15 protein-coding genes are annotated in these 15,118 nt (G+C 68.3%); 7 read left to right on the top strand and 8 right to left on the bottom strand.

Annotation, left to right across the window (positions count from 1 at the left end; all coding sequences use genetic code 11):
• Positions 1 to 33: 33 nt before the first annotated feature.
• Positions 34 to 858: an alpha/beta fold hydrolase gene (locus E0H45_RS02975; RefSeq protein ID WP_131334719.1), complete on the bottom strand. Its 825-nt coding sequence runs from the start codon at positions 856 to 858 to the stop codon at positions 34 to 36.
• Between the two features lie 192 nt (positions 859 to 1,050).
• Here E0H45_RS02975 and E0H45_RS02970 point away from each other — a divergent pair, with 192 nt between their 5' ends.
• The gene (locus E0H45_RS02970; RefSeq protein ID WP_131334718.1) at positions 1,051 to 1,575 is read left to right on the top strand and encodes a DinB family protein; all 525 of its coding nucleotides are present in this window, start codon (positions 1,051 to 1,053) and stop codon (positions 1,573 to 1,575) included.
• 349 nt (positions 1,576 to 1,924) lie between these two features.
• Positions 1,925 to 3,769, top strand: a complete 1,845-nt coding sequence (locus tag E0H45_RS02965; protein WP_238154770.1) for a heparinase II/III domain-containing protein — start codon at positions 1,925 to 1,927, stop codon at positions 3,767 to 3,769.
• A 37-nt stretch (positions 3,770 to 3,806) separates the two neighbouring features.
• Here the strand turns inward: E0H45_RS02965 and E0H45_RS02960 are convergent, their stop codons facing one another.
• Positions 3,807 to 4,391, bottom strand: coding sequence for a chloramphenicol phosphotransferase CPT family protein (locus E0H45_RS02960; protein WP_238154769.1), 585 nt, complete (start codon positions 4,389 to 4,391; stop codon positions 3,807 to 3,809).
• A 129-nt stretch (positions 4,392 to 4,520) separates the two neighbouring features.
• Between E0H45_RS02960 and E0H45_RS02955 the strand changes: the two genes are divergently transcribed.
• The 4 genes from E0H45_RS02955 (at position 4,521) to E0H45_RS02935 (ending at position 7,587) form a co-directional block, all read left to right on the top strand.
• The gene (locus tag E0H45_RS02955; RefSeq protein WP_131334715.1) at positions 4,521 to 5,462 is read left to right on the top strand and encodes a DUF4333 domain-containing protein; all 942 of its coding nucleotides are present in this window, start codon (positions 4,521 to 4,523) and stop codon (positions 5,460 to 5,462) included.
• 66 nt (positions 5,463 to 5,528) lie between these two features.
• Positions 5,529 to 6,158: a histidine phosphatase family protein gene (locus E0H45_RS02950; RefSeq protein WP_131334714.1), complete on the top strand. Its 630-nt coding sequence runs from the start codon at positions 5,529 to 5,531 to the stop codon at positions 6,156 to 6,158.
• A 116-nt stretch (positions 6,159 to 6,274) separates the two neighbouring features.
• Positions 6,275 to 6,712, top strand: a complete 438-nt coding sequence (locus tag E0H45_RS02945; RefSeq protein WP_131334713.1) for a VOC family protein — start codon at positions 6,275 to 6,277, stop codon at positions 6,710 to 6,712.
• 113 nt (positions 6,713 to 6,825) lie between these two features.
• Complete coding sequence (locus E0H45_RS02935) at positions 6,826 to 7,587, top strand: class I SAM-dependent methyltransferase (protein ID WP_131334712.1); 762 nt, start codon at positions 6,826 to 6,828, stop codon at positions 7,585 to 7,587.
• A gap of 293 nt (positions 7,588 to 7,880) precedes the next feature.
• Here E0H45_RS02935 and E0H45_RS02930 read toward each other — a convergent pair whose 3' ends face one another.
• The 4 genes from E0H45_RS02930 to E0H45_RS02915 form a co-directional block, all read right to left on the bottom strand.
• Entirely contained in the window at positions 7,881 to 8,081 is a 201-nt protein-coding gene (locus E0H45_RS02930) for a hypothetical protein (protein ID WP_198682517.1), read from the bottom strand.
• On the bottom strand, positions 8,078 to 8,257 hold the full coding sequence (locus E0H45_RS02925; protein WP_131334711.1) for a hypothetical protein: 180 nt from the start codon (positions 8,255 to 8,257) through the stop codon (positions 8,078 to 8,080). Before E0H45_RS02925 ends, E0H45_RS02930 begins: the two co-directional genes overlap by 4 nt.
• Positions 8,258 to 8,275: 18 nt before the next feature.
• Positions 8,276 to 9,202: a hypothetical protein gene (locus E0H45_RS02920; RefSeq protein WP_131334710.1), complete on the bottom strand. Its 927-nt coding sequence runs from the start codon at positions 9,200 to 9,202 to the stop codon at positions 8,276 to 8,278.
• A gap of 135 nt (positions 9,203 to 9,337) precedes the next feature.
• Positions 9,338 to 11,608, bottom strand: coding sequence for a CDP-alcohol phosphatidyltransferase family protein (locus E0H45_RS02915; RefSeq protein WP_131334709.1), 2,271 nt, complete (start codon positions 11,606 to 11,608; stop codon positions 9,338 to 9,340).
• A gap of 138 nt (positions 11,609 to 11,746) precedes the next feature.
• On the opposite strand from E0H45_RS02915, the gene E0H45_RS02910 reads away from it, so the two are divergent.
• Positions 11,747 to 12,676, top strand: coding sequence for a lysylphosphatidylglycerol synthase transmembrane domain-containing protein (locus E0H45_RS02910; protein WP_131334708.1), 930 nt, complete (start codon positions 11,747 to 11,749; stop codon positions 12,674 to 12,676).
• Positions 12,677 to 12,719: 43 nt separating this feature from the next.
• On the opposite strand, the gene msrA is transcribed toward E0H45_RS02910, so the two are convergent.
• Positions 12,720 to 13,364: a peptide-methionine (S)-S-oxide reductase MsrA gene (gene msrA, locus E0H45_RS02905; RefSeq protein WP_131337617.1), complete on the bottom strand. Its 645-nt coding sequence runs from the start codon at positions 13,362 to 13,364 to the stop codon at positions 12,720 to 12,722.
• A 309-nt stretch (positions 13,365 to 13,673) separates the two neighbouring features.
• Positions 13,674 to 15,116, bottom strand: coding sequence for a MocR-like transcription factor YczR (yczR, locus tag E0H45_RS02900; RefSeq protein WP_131334707.1), 1,443 nt, complete (start codon positions 15,114 to 15,116; stop codon positions 13,674 to 13,676).
• Between the last annotated feature and the right edge of the window lie 2 nt (positions 15,117 to 15,118).

Raw genomic sequence — 15,118 nt, 5'->3', positions numbered from 1 at the left:
TCGGGATCGGTGATCAAGCCGGGAGAAGGTGAGCTACGACTGGAAGAACTCGAGAAGGTCGGCGTTGACCACGTCGGCGTGCGTCGTGGGCAGGCCGTGCGGGAGGTCCTTGTAGGTCTTCAGGACCCCGTTCTTGAGCAGCGCGGCCGACTTCGGGCCGGCATCGGCGTACGGCACGATCTGGTCGTCCTCGCTGTGCACCACCAGGACCGGGATGGCGATCGTCCGCAGGTCCTCGGTGAAGTCGGTCTGGGAGAACGCGACGATGCCGTCGTAGTGCGCCTTCGCGCCGCCCATCATGCCCTGGCGCCACCAGTTCGCGATGATCGCTTCGCTGGGCACGGCACCCGGACGGTTGAAGCCGTAGAACGGCCCTTCCGGGAGCGCGCGGTAGAAGGCCGACCGGTTGGCCGCGAGCTGCGCCTGGAGATCGTCGAAGACCGCCTTCGGCAGGCCCTCCGGGTTCGCATCGGTCTGCACCATCAGCGGCGGGACCGCGCAGAGCAGCGCGGCCTTGGCGGCCCGGTCCTCGCCGTGCCGGGCCAGGTAGTGCGTGACCTCGCCGCCGCCGGTCGAGTGGCCGACGTGGATGCAGTCGCGCAGGTCGAGGTGGTCGACGACTGCCTTCAGGTCGTCGGCGTAGTGGTCCATGTCGTGTCCGTCGCCGGTCTGCGTCGACCGGCCGTGCCCGCGGCGGTCGTGCGCGACGACGCGGTACCCCTTCGACAGGAAGAACAGCAGCTGGTTGTCCCAGTCGTCGGCCGACAGCGGCCATCCGTGGCTGAAGACGATCGGCTGGCCCGTACCCCAGTCCTTGTAGAAGATCTCCGTACCGTCGCTGGTCGTGATCGTTCCCACGTCAACCCCCTTGTGCAATGGGCTCGGCCCAGTCGCCGCCCTACGCCAAGCTAGTCGCCAGACGCCTCGCGGAGGAGTGTTCAAGGGTTCAATTACGAACGGACCACGCGCCTCGGCGGCCGGAACCACGGTTCGAACCACGAATTTCTATAGAGGACAGAAACTGGCCGCTATGGCGATTAGAGTCGCAGTATGACGACAAACGAGCAGACCGTGTCCGGAGAGCGGGCCGACATCCTGGACCTTCTCGGGAAGCACCGGTTCTTCCTGCGGCACACAGCCCAGGGCCTGACAGACGAGCAGGCGAGCGCCCGCCCCACTGTCAGCGAACTGACGATCGGCGGCCTGATCAAGCACGTGTCCTCGGTCGAGCGGCACTGGATCGAGCGCGCCCAGGGCAAGGGCTCCACCGAGCCGATCACCGAGTTCACCCCGGAGATGGTCGCCGCACGGCAGGACGAGTTCCGCCTGGTCGACGGCGAGACGCTCGCCGACGTACTCGCGGAGTACGAGAAGGTCGCCGCCGCCACCGACGACCTCGTCCGCACCCTCGACCTGGACGCCAGCTACGAGCTCCCGGCCGCGCCCTGGCAGCCGCCGGGTGTGTTCTGGTCCGTCCGCCGGGTGTTCCTGCACATCGCGGCCGAGACCGCCCAGCACGCCGGTCACGCCGACATCATCCGGGAAACGATCGACGGCCAGAAAACCATGGGCTGAACCAACAAACCGAGCGCCAGGACTCCTCCGGGGTCCTGGCGCTCTGCTGTTCCCGGAAACGCAACTTTCCGCGGTGTTGCTGCATCGAGGCAGATAAGGGGAACAAAACCTCGGTGAGCTGACCGCCCCCGCGGACTTCGCGGGCTGCCCGAGGTATGGCGTGCCGCTGGCGCGCCAGTCCGGTCAGTAGACCGTCGCCCGGTATCCGGAGGCGGTGGGGGAGAGGTACAACTTCATGCGATTCAGGGGTACGGCCGTTGTAGCCGTGGGACTCGCTGTTCTGGTTCTGGGGGCGGGAACGGCAACAGGAGACACCCGTGCAGCGGGAGAAGGTCCCGGTATCGAGATCGTGCCAGGACCGGACGATCCGGGCGGGTCCCAGTTCGTGCCGGGCGAGAGCAACGTCGTACCACCGGCGGCCCCGCCGGCGACCGACATCGGTACGAACACCAACAAGATCCAGGCGCTCACGGCACCGTTCTACGCGTGTCCGGGGTTCAGCGGGATCGAGACGACGAACCCGCTGACGAACCTGTACAGCGACAAGTTTGCCTGGGGCCCGTATGCGGCGTACAAGGTCGGCAACGGCGGCGGAAACATCAACTGGGCGGCGAATCCGTACAAGAATGCCAGTTGGTACATGTGGTTCCACTCGCTGCGCTGGCTCGGACAGGGAATCGTTGCTGCAGGCAAGGGCGATCTGACCGCGCTGACGCGGGTCAACACGATCGCGTACGACTGGTACCGCGACAACCCGTACTCGTGGAAGGCGAACGTCGGCGCGTGGGAGTCCACGATGCACCGGACGAACGTGCTGAACTGCTTGCGCCAGGCCATCCTGACCGGGCTGCATGTGACCACGGTGCCGGCCCGGTATGCGTGGGTGGACGCAGCGCTGCTGAGTCACGCGCGGTTCCTCACCTACAACTGGAGCGGTGCCTGGAACCACGGCACCGACGAGAGTATCGCGCTGTTCGGGGTCGGCTGCGTGCTCGGCCGGACCGACTACAAGAACCTCGCACAGCAACGATTCGCGGCCGGCATCACGACCTCGATCGATGCCGAGGGTGGGACCAACGAACAGTCCACCGGCTACGCATCCTTCAACTACTCGCTCTGGGGTCGCGCGATCGCCGTGATGCAGAACTGCGGCGTCAACCCCGGTACGACGATCGCCACCCGGCGCGCGTTGCTGGCCAAGTTCCTGACGCTGGCGACGAACTCGCTCGGGAAGCTCCACCAACTCGGTGACACCGAGGTACAGGCGACGTACCCGTGGACAGGCACGCCATTGGAGTTCGCCGGTTCGAAGGGTACGGCGGGCACGGCGCCGCCGTGGCGGGTCGGGGTCTATTCGGCCGGCTACGTCTTCGGTCGCACCGGATGGGGAACTGATCCCGCCAGAGGCTTCACGGGCGAGTCGGCGTACAGCATCAGGTACGGTCCGGCGCGGGCGTTCCACGGCCATCTCGACCACACCAGCATCACCTACACGGCGCGCGGCCGGGACATTCTGGTCGACGGCGGGTACGCCGCGTACAACGCCGGCGCGTACCGCACGTGGGCCGTCAGTCCGAGCGCTCACAGCGTGATGACGACGCCGATGTCGACGTACCTGAACCCGGTGACTCGGCTGACTGCCTTGTCGGTGAAGGCCAACGCGGAGTCGTACGTGTTCGCGGATGCGCCGGGGAGCGGGATCAGTCGGGCCCGCTCGGTCCTGGCACTGAAGGATCCAGATCTGCTCGTGGTGTGGGACCGTGCGTCGGCGAAGACCGCCCAGGCGTTCCAGACACTGTGGCACCTGCCGTCGGATCAGCGGGCGAGCGTGTACTCCCGGACGACCGCGGTCGCGATGGCACCAGGAGACGCGACGAAGACGGTCCTGTTCCAGGTGCCGTTCAAGCAGGCGCTGCCGGCCGGCGCGATCCTGATCAAGCAGGCACAGACCAACCCGATCCAGGGCTGGCAGTACCCGAGCAGCTACGTCCGCAAGTCCGCGCCGACGCTGATGCTGGCCCGCTCCGGCACGACGGCCTCGATCCTGTCGTTCATCGTCCCGGTCCGATCCAGCGGGTCGGTCACCTACACCGTGCGACAGGTCGGTACGACGTTCATCGTCAACCTCAACGTCGGCGGCCAACGCACCAGCATCGCCATCTCCGCCGGCGGCTCCCTGTACCGCGCCGGCTGAACCCAAAGGGGCGCCTCTGATCTGGGGGCGCCCTTGCTCAGATCGCTCGGAGTCGATCGAACGCTGTCGGTGCGCCTGCGTCGAGGCGGTCGCGGATCATCGCAGCGCATTCGGCCGGGGTGCTGTGTTCCGAGTCCACCTCCACGTCGTACACGCCGTGCTGGTGGACGATCGGGAACTGCGCCGCGGCTCTGCCGATCGTGCGGTTGCCGCGCTCGCGTTCGCGTCGCTCGAGTTCGGGCAGCGAGCAACGAACACCGACGAACAGGACCTGCAGCCCGCCGAACACCGTCAGGCAATCCGCGAGCCGCCACCTCTCACCGACGATGTGATCCACCACCACGTCGTTCCCCGCCGCAGCCATCCCGGCAACGGCCCGGTGGAATCCGAGCACCGTTCGCTGGAACACGGACAGGAACGCCTCGTCCGACATCTCCCGCTTGGCCCGGATCCGATGGAACTGGTCGATCGCCAGATGAAACCAGGTGCCGTCCAACGAGCCGAGCAGTTCCGCCGCGATGCTCGACTTGCCGGAACTCGACGTACCGTTCAGCAGAATCAGCCGGCCAGGGCGGCCAATGTTCGTTTCGGGAGTCAGCTCATGGCTTGCGGTGATCGACACCGGCCAATCATCCCCGACGGCAGGACAGGACCTTCTTCCCAGGTACGGCGAGGAGTAACGTCCTGAGCCAGGACTGCGGACCGTGACGCGGGGGGAGCCGCCGCCCATCTCAGATGGCGGGGGGTCGTCGTGCCTGCAATCACCAGTTCACAGAGGTCGTCTCGATCGGCCGCGGCGCTGCTCGCTGCGGTGTTGGCGGGATGCTCGGCCGAGGTCACCGTCGGGGGCGGTACGGTCGATTCGGACCGGACGGCTGCGGCAGTCACGACGTACCTGCGCGAGCACGTTCCCGACATACAGGTCGGCGCTGTCTCCTGCCCGAAGGACGTGAAAGTCGCCGAGGGCAAGACCTTCCAGTGCACAGCCGATGTGGCCGGCACCCAACTGCCGGTGACCGTGACGTTGAGCCATGTGACCGACGGCGACTACACCTACGAACTCAAACCGGCCAAGGCCCTCATCGACACCGGAAAGGTCGTCACCGAGATCCGGTCCAGGCTTCCGGCGCAGGCCGCGGGTGCCTCGATCGACTGCGGTACGCCGCTCATCCGGGTCGTCGAGGTCGGCGGGAAGATCCCGTGCACCGTCTCCTTGGCAGGCAAGCGACAGGCCGTCCAGACCGTGGTCGACGACCTCGGCGGGACCGTGCACTTCGAGCCCGCCACGGTGTGGGTGGTGACGCCACCTTCGATCGGAAAGATCGGCGACAAGCTGACGGTGTACGGCGAGTCCGGCGCCGCCCAGCTGGAGGTCACCGTCACGCGTCTGAAGTTCACAACCGGCGACGACTTCGACCAGCCCGAACATGGCTTGTACATGGGCGCGTACGTGACGCTACGAGCCCTCATCGACCAGCAAGACCTGATCGAGATCACCGCCGTTGCCAACGGCACCACCTACAGCGGCGACGCAATTGTCACCTCAACCACCTTCGACCCACCCCTGGCCGCGGCAATCCTCAACCAAGGCGAACAAACCGCAGGCTGGCTGATCTTCGACGTACCAACCCGCCACGGCCAACTAGTAATCCACGACACCGACAACCACCAACTAGGAGCCTGGAAATACTGAGCGCGGTCGCCAGCGGCGGCGAACCGGGGTGGGTCGGACGGCGTCCAGTAGAGGGTGGACGAGTCAATGACGAGTGAGCGCAGTACCCGTTACCTCTACCTGGTCAGGCATGGTGAGGCGATGGCGGATGGGAGTGGGTTGACCGAACGGGGGCGTCGGCAGGCGGTGTTGCTTGGGCGGCGGCTGGGAGACGTTCCTTTCGCCGCTGTTCATCACAGTCCGCTTCCGCGGGCGGTTCAGACTGCGCGTCTGGTGCGGGAGGAACTGGAGTTGGAAGCCCCGCTTGAGGTTTCGGAAGTGGCTGGGGACTACGTCCCGTATGTGCCGGAGAGGGACGAGCTGCCGGCGGAGTCGGCTGACGACCTGCTCCGCTTCCTCCAGCAGGCAACACCCGAGGAGCTCGAGCGCGGACCTGAGCTTGCTCGTCTGGCTCTGGAGCGCTTTGCCGGTCCGGTGGACGGCGCGGACGAACGGCGCGAGCTAGTGGTGACCCACAACTTCCTGATCGGCTGGCTGGTCGGACATGCCATGGACGCGCCGAACTGGCGGTGGCTAAGCCTCAACCACTGCAATGCCGCCCTGACAGTCATCCGATACGCCCCCGGCCGCCCCTCCTCGGTCCTCGTCTACAACGACATGCAACACCTACCCGCTGACCTCCGTTGGACCGGTTTCCCTGCAGAGCAGCGCATTTGAGCGCAACTCCACGTCAGCCGGAGTTGCAGTTGCTACGCTCGAGGCGGGTTCGTCGGATCCAGGGGGCGATGCTGCGGCGCTCGGCCTTCGGGTGCAAACGGAGTGTGGGGGTAGGGATGGCAGATGTGAGGTTCACCGGCATCCACCACGTCAAGCTGCCGGTCAGCGATCTGGCCCGCAGCCGCGAGTGGTACGAACGGGTGCTCGGCTACACCGTCGAGCTGGAGTTTCCTGACGACGACGGCGTCGTACGCGGCGTCGGCGGGCGGTTGCCCGGTGCGGGCGTCCCGGTAGCCCTGCGGCAGAACGCGCAGGCCGCGGTCGGCAACGCCGGATTCGACCCGGTGAGCTTCGCGATTGCCGACCGTACGGCCGCCGAGGCGTGGATCGCGCACTTCGACGGTCTCGGCGTACGACACTCCGGGATCAAGGGTGGCACCCGTGGCTGGGTGGTCGACGTCTACGACCCAGACGGGCTGACAGTCCGCCTGTACAGCACAGGTGACGACGCCGGCGACCACACCAATCAGCCGGGCTACGCCCACACGGTGTAGCCCCGTGAGTTGTTCATAGCCGGCGCCCGCGCCGACGGTCGTTGGGTTGCGGTCCCCGACGGGCTCGACAAAATGCCAAGCAGTAGTGGTGTGGAAGATGCCAGGATGCAGGCATGGTTGCGCGCGCGTTGAGCTTTGGGACAGTGGCGGAGGCGTACGAACGGTTCCGGCCTGGGTACCCCGTGGAACTCCTCGATCTGGTGACGGCGTACGCCGGTGCGCCGATCCGGACCGCCCTCGAGATCGGCGCCGGGACAGGCAAGGCGACGCGCCTGTTCGCGCAGGGAGGAATCGCGGTCACGGCGACAGAGCCTGACGCGGCCATGCTCGCGGAGCTGCGCAAACACCTGCCGGCAGACGTCCCAACCGTGCAAGCCGCATTCGAGGACCTGCCGCTGGATTCGTCGTACGAGCTGGTGTATTCGGCGGCCGCGCTCCACTGGACCAACCCTGAAGGCCGGTGGGAGCGCATGGCCGAACTCGTCCAGCCGGGTGGCGTGTTTGCCTCGTTCGGCGTACCGATCCAGCTCGCCGACCCGGCCCTCAAGGAGGCCGCGCGGGCGGCACGTGCGCCGTACCTGCAGGACGACGGTGTCCCGTCACCCGACGGCACCCCCGAGGATCGCCCGATGCAATGGCCTGGCACGGAGCTCCAGCAGTCCGAGTGGTTCACCGACGTCCGTCAGGCGGTGATCGAACGACGCCTGACGATGAGCGCCGCCGACTACATCGGACAACTCTCGACGGTCTCGGCGTACGTCATGCTCCCACCCGCCGACCGAGACGAAGTCTTCCGCCGAACCCTCCAGACCCTCCCCGAAACCGTGGAAATCGACGGCCAGATCCATGTCCACCTCGCCCGCCGCCACCTCTGATCAGGAGCGCCGAGCTCCTCTCCGGCGTTCAGCGGTCCAGAGCTCGCAGATCGTCGATGCTCTCGTCGAGCAACCGTGCCGACGGGCCTAGCCTTGCTCCAATTCCCCTGGGCACGATCGTGGCGTCCAGTTGGGCAGGCGTGCGCAGGGCGTCCGGCGTGCGCAGGGTGTCCGGCGGCGAGACGCCGTACGAGACCGGTGCCAGCAGAACCGTCCCCTCAACTGTCAGGAGCCGCAGTCCGAGCAGTCGCGCGACCAGCGACGTGTGTACGACAGCGCCGCCGGCCAGGGTGCTAGTTCCGGCTGGTCTCGTCCAGATAGCTGTCGAGCCCGTCGCTCCCAGCTCGGGAAGGCTTTTCACGTTGACGGCGGGCCTCGTCGAATCGCTGCGACGCTGTCTTGACCGCTTCGACCATCTGTACATAGCGTTCACGTCCCGCCTTGGCCCCGAGCACGTACCCCACGCCGAACACCACGAGACTGCGCAGCTTCATCGCTTGTCCTTCTGCCGCCGTGAGGAGACCGCCGCGCTGGCAGCGCTCATGCCGATCGCGGCAGCGGCGGCGGCAAGGCTGTTGCGCACGGCACTACGGCGCATCGCTTTCGTCGCGCCGGTCGCGATCGGCTCGACAATCCGCTCCCACCGGCTCTTCCTGTGAAACAGTCCCATGGTCGTCTCCACTCCTCGCTAGTTCCGCTTCGTTCCGGTCGAGCGTTTGAGGGCGGTCACCAGTTCGGTCTTGCTCATCGCCGACCTGCCCTTGACGTCCTCGGTCGTCGCAAGGTTCAGCAGGTCCGTCTTGGTCATCTCGTTGAGGTCGGCGGCGCTTTCGGTCCGTCCGTTGCGCTTGCGCCGTGTGCTGGCGCGAGACCGGACCCGCTCGGCCTCGCGGACCCGTTCGTCGGCGCTCTTGGCCTCGCGATCGGCGTTCGCGGCCAATTGCGCGGCCTGTCGGTGTGCCTCCTCGGCAGCCGCCTTCGTCGCTTCGGTGGCCTCGTCCGCCAGCCGCCTGGCCTCCGCAAGGCTGGCCGTCGCGTCGGCCATCGTCTGCTTGGCCTTCGACTGCGCCGCCTCGGCCTCCTCACGTGCCTTCGCGACCCGGTCGTCCGCTTCCGCCTTCGCCCGTTCCACCACGCGGTCGGCGTCCGCTTGCGCCGAAGCACGAGCCCGCTCGACCCGCGCATCGGCCTCACGGCGGGCCTCGGAGACCTTGTCGCTGACCTCCTGCGCCTGCTCCCGTTCGACGTCGCGCACGTACGCCCGGCATCGCTCGGCCACCTGACGCGCCTCGTCGCTGCGCGCCTTCGCCTCCTCGGCCTCGCGTACTGCCTTCTCCTCCGCCTGCTGGGCCTCGTCCGCCGCGGCTCTGGCGCGCTGAAGCCTGAGTTCGATCGAGTCGCCGACGGGCAGCGCGTCCAGGACAGAAGCTCCCGCGTGGCGAGCGATGTCCACCAGTCCGCTCCCCGCCACGTGCGTCGCGCCGCCGGCCGCGTCCTTCGTCGCCTCCAGCGGCGTCAACGCCTTCGACAGCAGCCAGGACGTGTTTCGTGGTAAGTCCTTGACCCCGGTCCCCCAGGCCTTCACCAGTCTGCCCGCGACGCCTGTTCCGGCCATGTCCCTGCCTCCTGATCCTGATCATGTACTTCACGACCACATACCAGGCCCCCAGCCACTCCGCAGGTACCCGGCGACCGGCCCCACAAACTCAAGGTCGGACGTCGGCAGGAAACGGGACACTCGTGTTGGCGGCTAGCGGCCGTAGGCGGTGAGGAAGCGGTCGCGGAAGGTGTCCATCGGCCAGACCGGTGCGTCCGTGTTTGGCCGCAGCCCGTCCCGCCAGCCCCAGTCCGCTACCCGATCCGTCACGGCTGGGTCGGCGGCGATGATGCTCACCGGTACGTCGTGGCTCGCCCCGTTTCCCGACACGATGCTGGCCGGTTGATGGTCGCCGAGGACCACGAGCACCAGGTTGGGGTCCTGGAGTTGTTGTACGAATGAGGTCAGGGCGTCGAGTGAGTACGCGATGGACTGGGCATACGCGGCCTTCACCCGGTCCGGCTGCCGCCAGACGTCTTCCGGCGAGTCGCCCTCGGCCGGCATCGGGTCGAAGACCGAACCGTCACCCACCCGGCTCCAGTCGACGAGCCGGGGGAGCGGTGCCCAGGGCGTGTGGCTGGAAACCAGATCGACCTCGGCCATGACGGGAGCGCGGTTCTGCTTCCCCAACTCCAGCCGCTGGAGCGCGGCCAGGGTGTACTGGTCAGGCATTGAGGCATAGCTGAACGACGGCCCGGCGTACCCCACGTTCCTGCGGTCGTAGACCATGTCGTAGTGGTAGTACCTCTTCGCCACCGACCAGTCCTTGTTGTTGGACGGTACGTCGGCGACTGTCCGCCAGCCGGCGCGACCGAACGCGTCAGTGAGTGTGAGCCGGTCGAGGGTGACGAGGTGGTCGTACCGCTGCTGGTTGTTCACCCACAGCCCGGACTGCAGGGTGGAGTGCGCCAGCCAGCTGATGCCGCCGAAGGTCGGCGAAGTGAGGAAGCCGCTGCGCGAGGAGAAGCCGGCCTGCTGCAGCCGCCGGTCCCCGGCCTCGAGCGCCGACCCGACTACAGGAGAGTCGAGCGCCGTGCGTCCGTAGCTCTCGACGAAGACGAGGAGCACGTCCTTGCCCCTCAGACCGGTCAGCAAGTCGTTGCCCGGGGTGTCGCGGAAGGGATCCTGCTCGAGCGCCCGTACGAACTCCCGCTGGTCGCGGAGGTCGTCACCGACCTGCGTGGCGAGCCGAGCTGCGGAGGCCGAGGCGAGCTGTCGTACGGGCCAGGCGCCGGTCAGCGCGGGCACGATCGAGATCGCGGCCAGGACGGCTACGACCCGGATCGTCGGCCACCGATGTCTCGCCACGAGCCGGGTCACCCGCACTGCCGACAGCGGCAGCAGGGCGAGCAGGGCCACGCAGAGGACTCCGGCTCCGATGAAGACTGCGAGGGCGCCGACGCGGCCGATCGAGTCGCCGAGCACCTCCAGCGCCGAGCCGGCGTACGCCGCGTCGTAGACGGGGTGGAAGGGGCGGTCGAAGGCGAAGTAGAAGCCTCTGTCGAGCAGCCGCGTGATCATCAGCACCCCGGCGAGGAGACCGCTGATCAGTGCGAGGATCCGCGCGAGTCTCGACGGCAGTACGCAGACGAGGACGATCAGCACCAGGCCCTCGAGCGGGATCCGGAGGAAGGCGGCCGGTGACAGGTCGCCGGTGTGGTCCGGCACGAGGAGCGCAGCCCAGACCAGGAGCACGGCCAGCGCCGTCGTCACGGTGGCACGAGTGCCCGGCGGGCCTCCGGCGACGCGCCAGAGCCCCCAGGTGTGACGGCCGAACGACTCAGCCAGCAGTCCCAGCGCGATCAGCAGCATCACCGTGGTCACGGCATCGGGCAGGATGCGGGCAGCCGCGACGGTCAGCGCGATGCCCACGATCGCGGCGACGACCTTGGCCCAGTAGCGGGGCGGGAGCGAGCCGCGCAGCCATGGCAGCGCCCAGCCTGCAGCTACGAACACGTAGCGGGCTGCACCGAATGCGATCACCCACCAGCCCATCGTGTGTGCGACGTACACGCTCAGGACCAGAACGAGGAACGAGTCGACTTCCATGTCGAAGCGCGCGCCGAACGCCGAAGCGGTGCCGGTACGCCGAGCGACCTGACCGTCCACCCCGTCGAGGACCAGCGCGATCGTCGAGATCGCCACGAAAATCGTCACCGGCGTCTGGCCGCCGAACGAGTCCGCCGTGAGCGCCGCGACCCCGCAGGCGAGGACCGCGCGAGCCAGTGTCACTCTGTCCGCGGGCCCCAGCCCGTCACGACGGTGATGCGCCATAGAGCGGGCGGTCAGCGCGGCAAGGCCGGCTCCGGAGGCGACGCCGGCCGCCCAGCCGGCGACGTCGAGGCCAGTGGTTGCCGCGAGCACACCGAGGAGCACGAGCAGACAAGCGAAGCCGGCGAGCTGGCCGGTCAGGATGCTGCGCACTCGACCTTGAACCAGACGCACAATGCCTCCGTATCTGCGGGTACGACGGTCATACGAGAACAGCGTCGCACCGGTTCATCCGGTTCCAACTACGAGATCGGAATCGCCATCAGCCGAAGCATCTGGACCTGGGCGCGCATGGCAGGCGGCGCTGTGATCCTCGCCGTTCTCGTGTGGCGGGTGGGTACGGGTCCACTGCTGGACGGGCTCCGACTGACGACGGGTTGGCCGCTCGCCGCGGCCATCGCGATCACGTCGCTGACCACGTTGTGCTGTGCATGGCGGTGGAGGCTCGTCGCGGGCGGGCTCGGCGTCGAGATACCGCTGAGCACCGCGGTGGCCGCGTACTACCGGTCCCAGTTCCTCAACTCCACGCTGCCCGGCGGGGTGATGGGCGACGTACACCGCGCTGTGCGCCACGGGCGCGAGGTGGGCGACCTGGGCCGGAGCCTGCGGGCGGTCGCGTGGGAGCGGGCGTCGGGATTTGCGGTACAGATCGTGCTGACGGTCGGCGTGCTGTTCCTGCTGTCCTGGCCTGCTGGCTCCTTTGTTCCGTCGGTCGCCGTGACGGTCGTGGTCGTCGCCGCTGTGGCGCTGATCGCCGTACCCCTCTGCCTGAACCGACGTCGCCTCTCCTCGCGGATCGGACGCGCGTTCACCAGCGACCTCCGCGACGCGGTCCTCGCGCCGCGGGCCTGGCCGGGCATCCTGGTCGCCTCCACCGTCGCCGTGGTCGGCCACGCCGCTGTGTTCCTGATCGCGGTGCGAGCCACCGGGGCGGACGTGTCGCTGGCTCGGTTGCTGCCTCTGGCACTGGTCGTGCTGACGGCCTCGGCGGTGCCGACGAACATCGCAGGCTGGGGCCCGCGCGAGGGCGCGGCCGCATGGGCGTTCAGCTCGGTCGGGCTGGGCGCGACGCTGGGCGTCACCGTCGCGGTGTTGTACGGCGTACTCGCGCTGGCCGCAACTCTGCCTGGAGCCGTCGTCCTGGTAGTTGCGCGTCGGCGCGCCCGAGACAGCGCGCCCGACCAGCAGTCGGAGCAACTCGAAAGTGCCGTAGATGCCTGATGCCCCCGAACTCAGGGAGTCCAGGGGCATCGCGGTGAATCTGTCAGGCGTCAGCCGGGAACTTCGCGCCGGTGTTGCTGTGGCAGCGGTAGCCGTTCGGGTTCTTGTGGAGGTACTGCTGGTGGTAGCCCTCTGCGTAGTAGAACGTGGTGGCGGGGGCTATTTCGGTGGTGATGTCGTCGTAGCCGAGGGGCTTGATGACGGGGGCGTAGAGGTCGCGGGTGCGTTCGGCCTCGGCGCGCTGGGCGTCGGTGGTGTAGTAGATCGCCGAGCGGTACTGCGAACCGAGGTCGTTGCCCTGCCGCATGCCCTGGGTCGGGTCGTGGGTCTCCCAGAAGACCTTCAGCAGGTCGGTGAAGGTGGTCTTGGTCGGGTCGTACACGACCCGGACGGCCTCCGCGTGACCGGTGCGCCCGGTGCACACTTCCTCGTACGACGGGTTCGGGCTGAAACCGCCCGCGTACCCGACGGCCGTGGTGTACACACCCGGCTGCTGCCAGAAGATCTCCTCGGTGCCCCAGAAGCATCCGGTGCCGAACCAGACCTCCTCGAAGCCCTCGGGTGCGGCAGCGGTCTGCGGCGTGTGCAGGACGATGTTCTCGTCCGGTACGGCGAAGCCGGGGGTGGGCCGGCCGGGCAGTGCGGCCTGCGGCTCGACCATGGCGGTGTTGCGGGTGAAGAACGACATTCTCACGCCTCTCGCAGTGTGACTCTCATAGTCCCTCAACGCCCCTGACCGGGTGAACCTTCCCCGTACCCCTTACGGCGCGATGACGTGCGGACCGCCACGCCATCACAATTACGCGCTCCGGGGGGCGCCCCGCGGGCGCGCGGCGGGCGGGGCCAATTGTGATGGCCTGGGCGTCCGCCTTACGGGACGATGGCGTAGCGGGCGGACCTGCGGCACTCACCAACCGCCCCAACGGGCCGCTCCGAGCGGGCGCCTGAGCGTGGGCCGACCCGGCCGCGGGAGGTTGGTGAGTGGCTGGCGTCCGCCCTAGGCGATCATCACCCCAGTCCGGCGGGTGGGAGCGCCGCTGGTGGTGAGGGAGGCGTACGACGTGGCGAGGCGGGTGACGCCCTCGCGTAGTGAGTCCACGTCGAGCGTGAACGGGAGGCGGATGAACGACTCGAGGCCGCCGTCGGGGGAGAAGCGGGACCCCGCGACCAGGAGCGCGCCGTTGCGCTGGGCGACGCCGACGAGGCTGGAGCCGACCGGTTCGGGCAGCTCGCACCAGAGCGACAACCCACCCGACGGCAGCCGGAACCTCCACGACGGAAGCTCGGCGGACACCGCGGCGGCCAACGCATCTCGCCGCGCTGCCAGCGACGCCCGGCGCTCCGGCAGCAATTCGGATCGGCGCCGCAGCAGGTCCGCGACGACCAACTGCTCCAGCACCGGCGCACCGAGATCCATCGACGCGCGCGCGTCCAGAATGCGCGCGACCAGCGCCTCCGGCACCCGCATCCATCCGATCCGCAGCCCGCCCCAGAACGACTTGCTCACCGACCCGACCGTGATCACGCCGTCCGGGTCGTACAAAGCGAATGGCGGCGGCATCTCCTGCCCGTCCAGCGACAGCTCGAACAGCGTCTCGTCCACGATCGCCGTCGTCCGCGACCGCGCGAACGCCAGTGCCAGCCGCTGCCGATCCGCCGCGGACATCAGGAAACCGGTCGGATTCTGGAAGTCCACCACCATCCACGCGGCCCGCGGCGCCGTCTGCCGAATCGTTGCCTCCAGCAAGGGCAGGTCCCACCCGCCGGGCGACATCGGTACGGCGACCACGCGGCAACCGCTGCGCCGGATCGCGTCCACCGAGTTCGGATGTGTCGGGCTCTCGGTGAGGACCCGGTCGCCGATCTGCGTGATCGCCCGGACCGCGATCGATGTCGCGGCGAGCGCCCCGGCGGTGACGATGATCTGATCCGCCGACGTCGGCAACCCGCGTTCGCAGTACGCCGCCGCGATCTCGGAACGCAGTACCGGCAGGCCCTGCGGGTGGTACCCGGGCGTGGCGAGGTGCATCGGCAGCTCGCCGGCCGCCGACGCCACCGCCGTGCTGATCCCCGGCACTGCGGCCGGCGCCGCGCAGGTGAAGTCGTACAGCCCGTCGGTGTCGATCCCGGGCGCGTGGTGCCGCCCGAGCTCCGGCTCGATCTTCGACGGCAGCGCGGTGACGCTCCCCGAACCACGCCGGCTCGTCAGGTACCCGCTGTCACGCAGCTCGCGATAGGCGGACGCCACCGTCGTACGGCTCACCCCCAGCGCCTCGGTCAGTTCGCGCTCGCTCGGCAGCCGCGAGCCGGGCATGATCCGCCCGTCCGCGATCAGCAGCCGGAGCCGCTCGGCCAGGACCCGGTACGCCGGACCGGTCCCGTCGGCCCACTCGCCGAGCAGGCCGCTTAACGTGCTGGCGGGAAGATATCGGGCTTGCATGC

The organism is Kribbella soli, from assembly GCF_004331345.1.
GTDB classification, from domain to species: Bacteria; Actinomycetota; Actinomycetes; order Propionibacteriales; family Kribbellaceae; genus Kribbella; species Kribbella soli.
The sequence above is the reverse complement of the archived record's forward strand: the minus strand, read 5'-3'. Positions and strand labels throughout refer to the sequence as shown.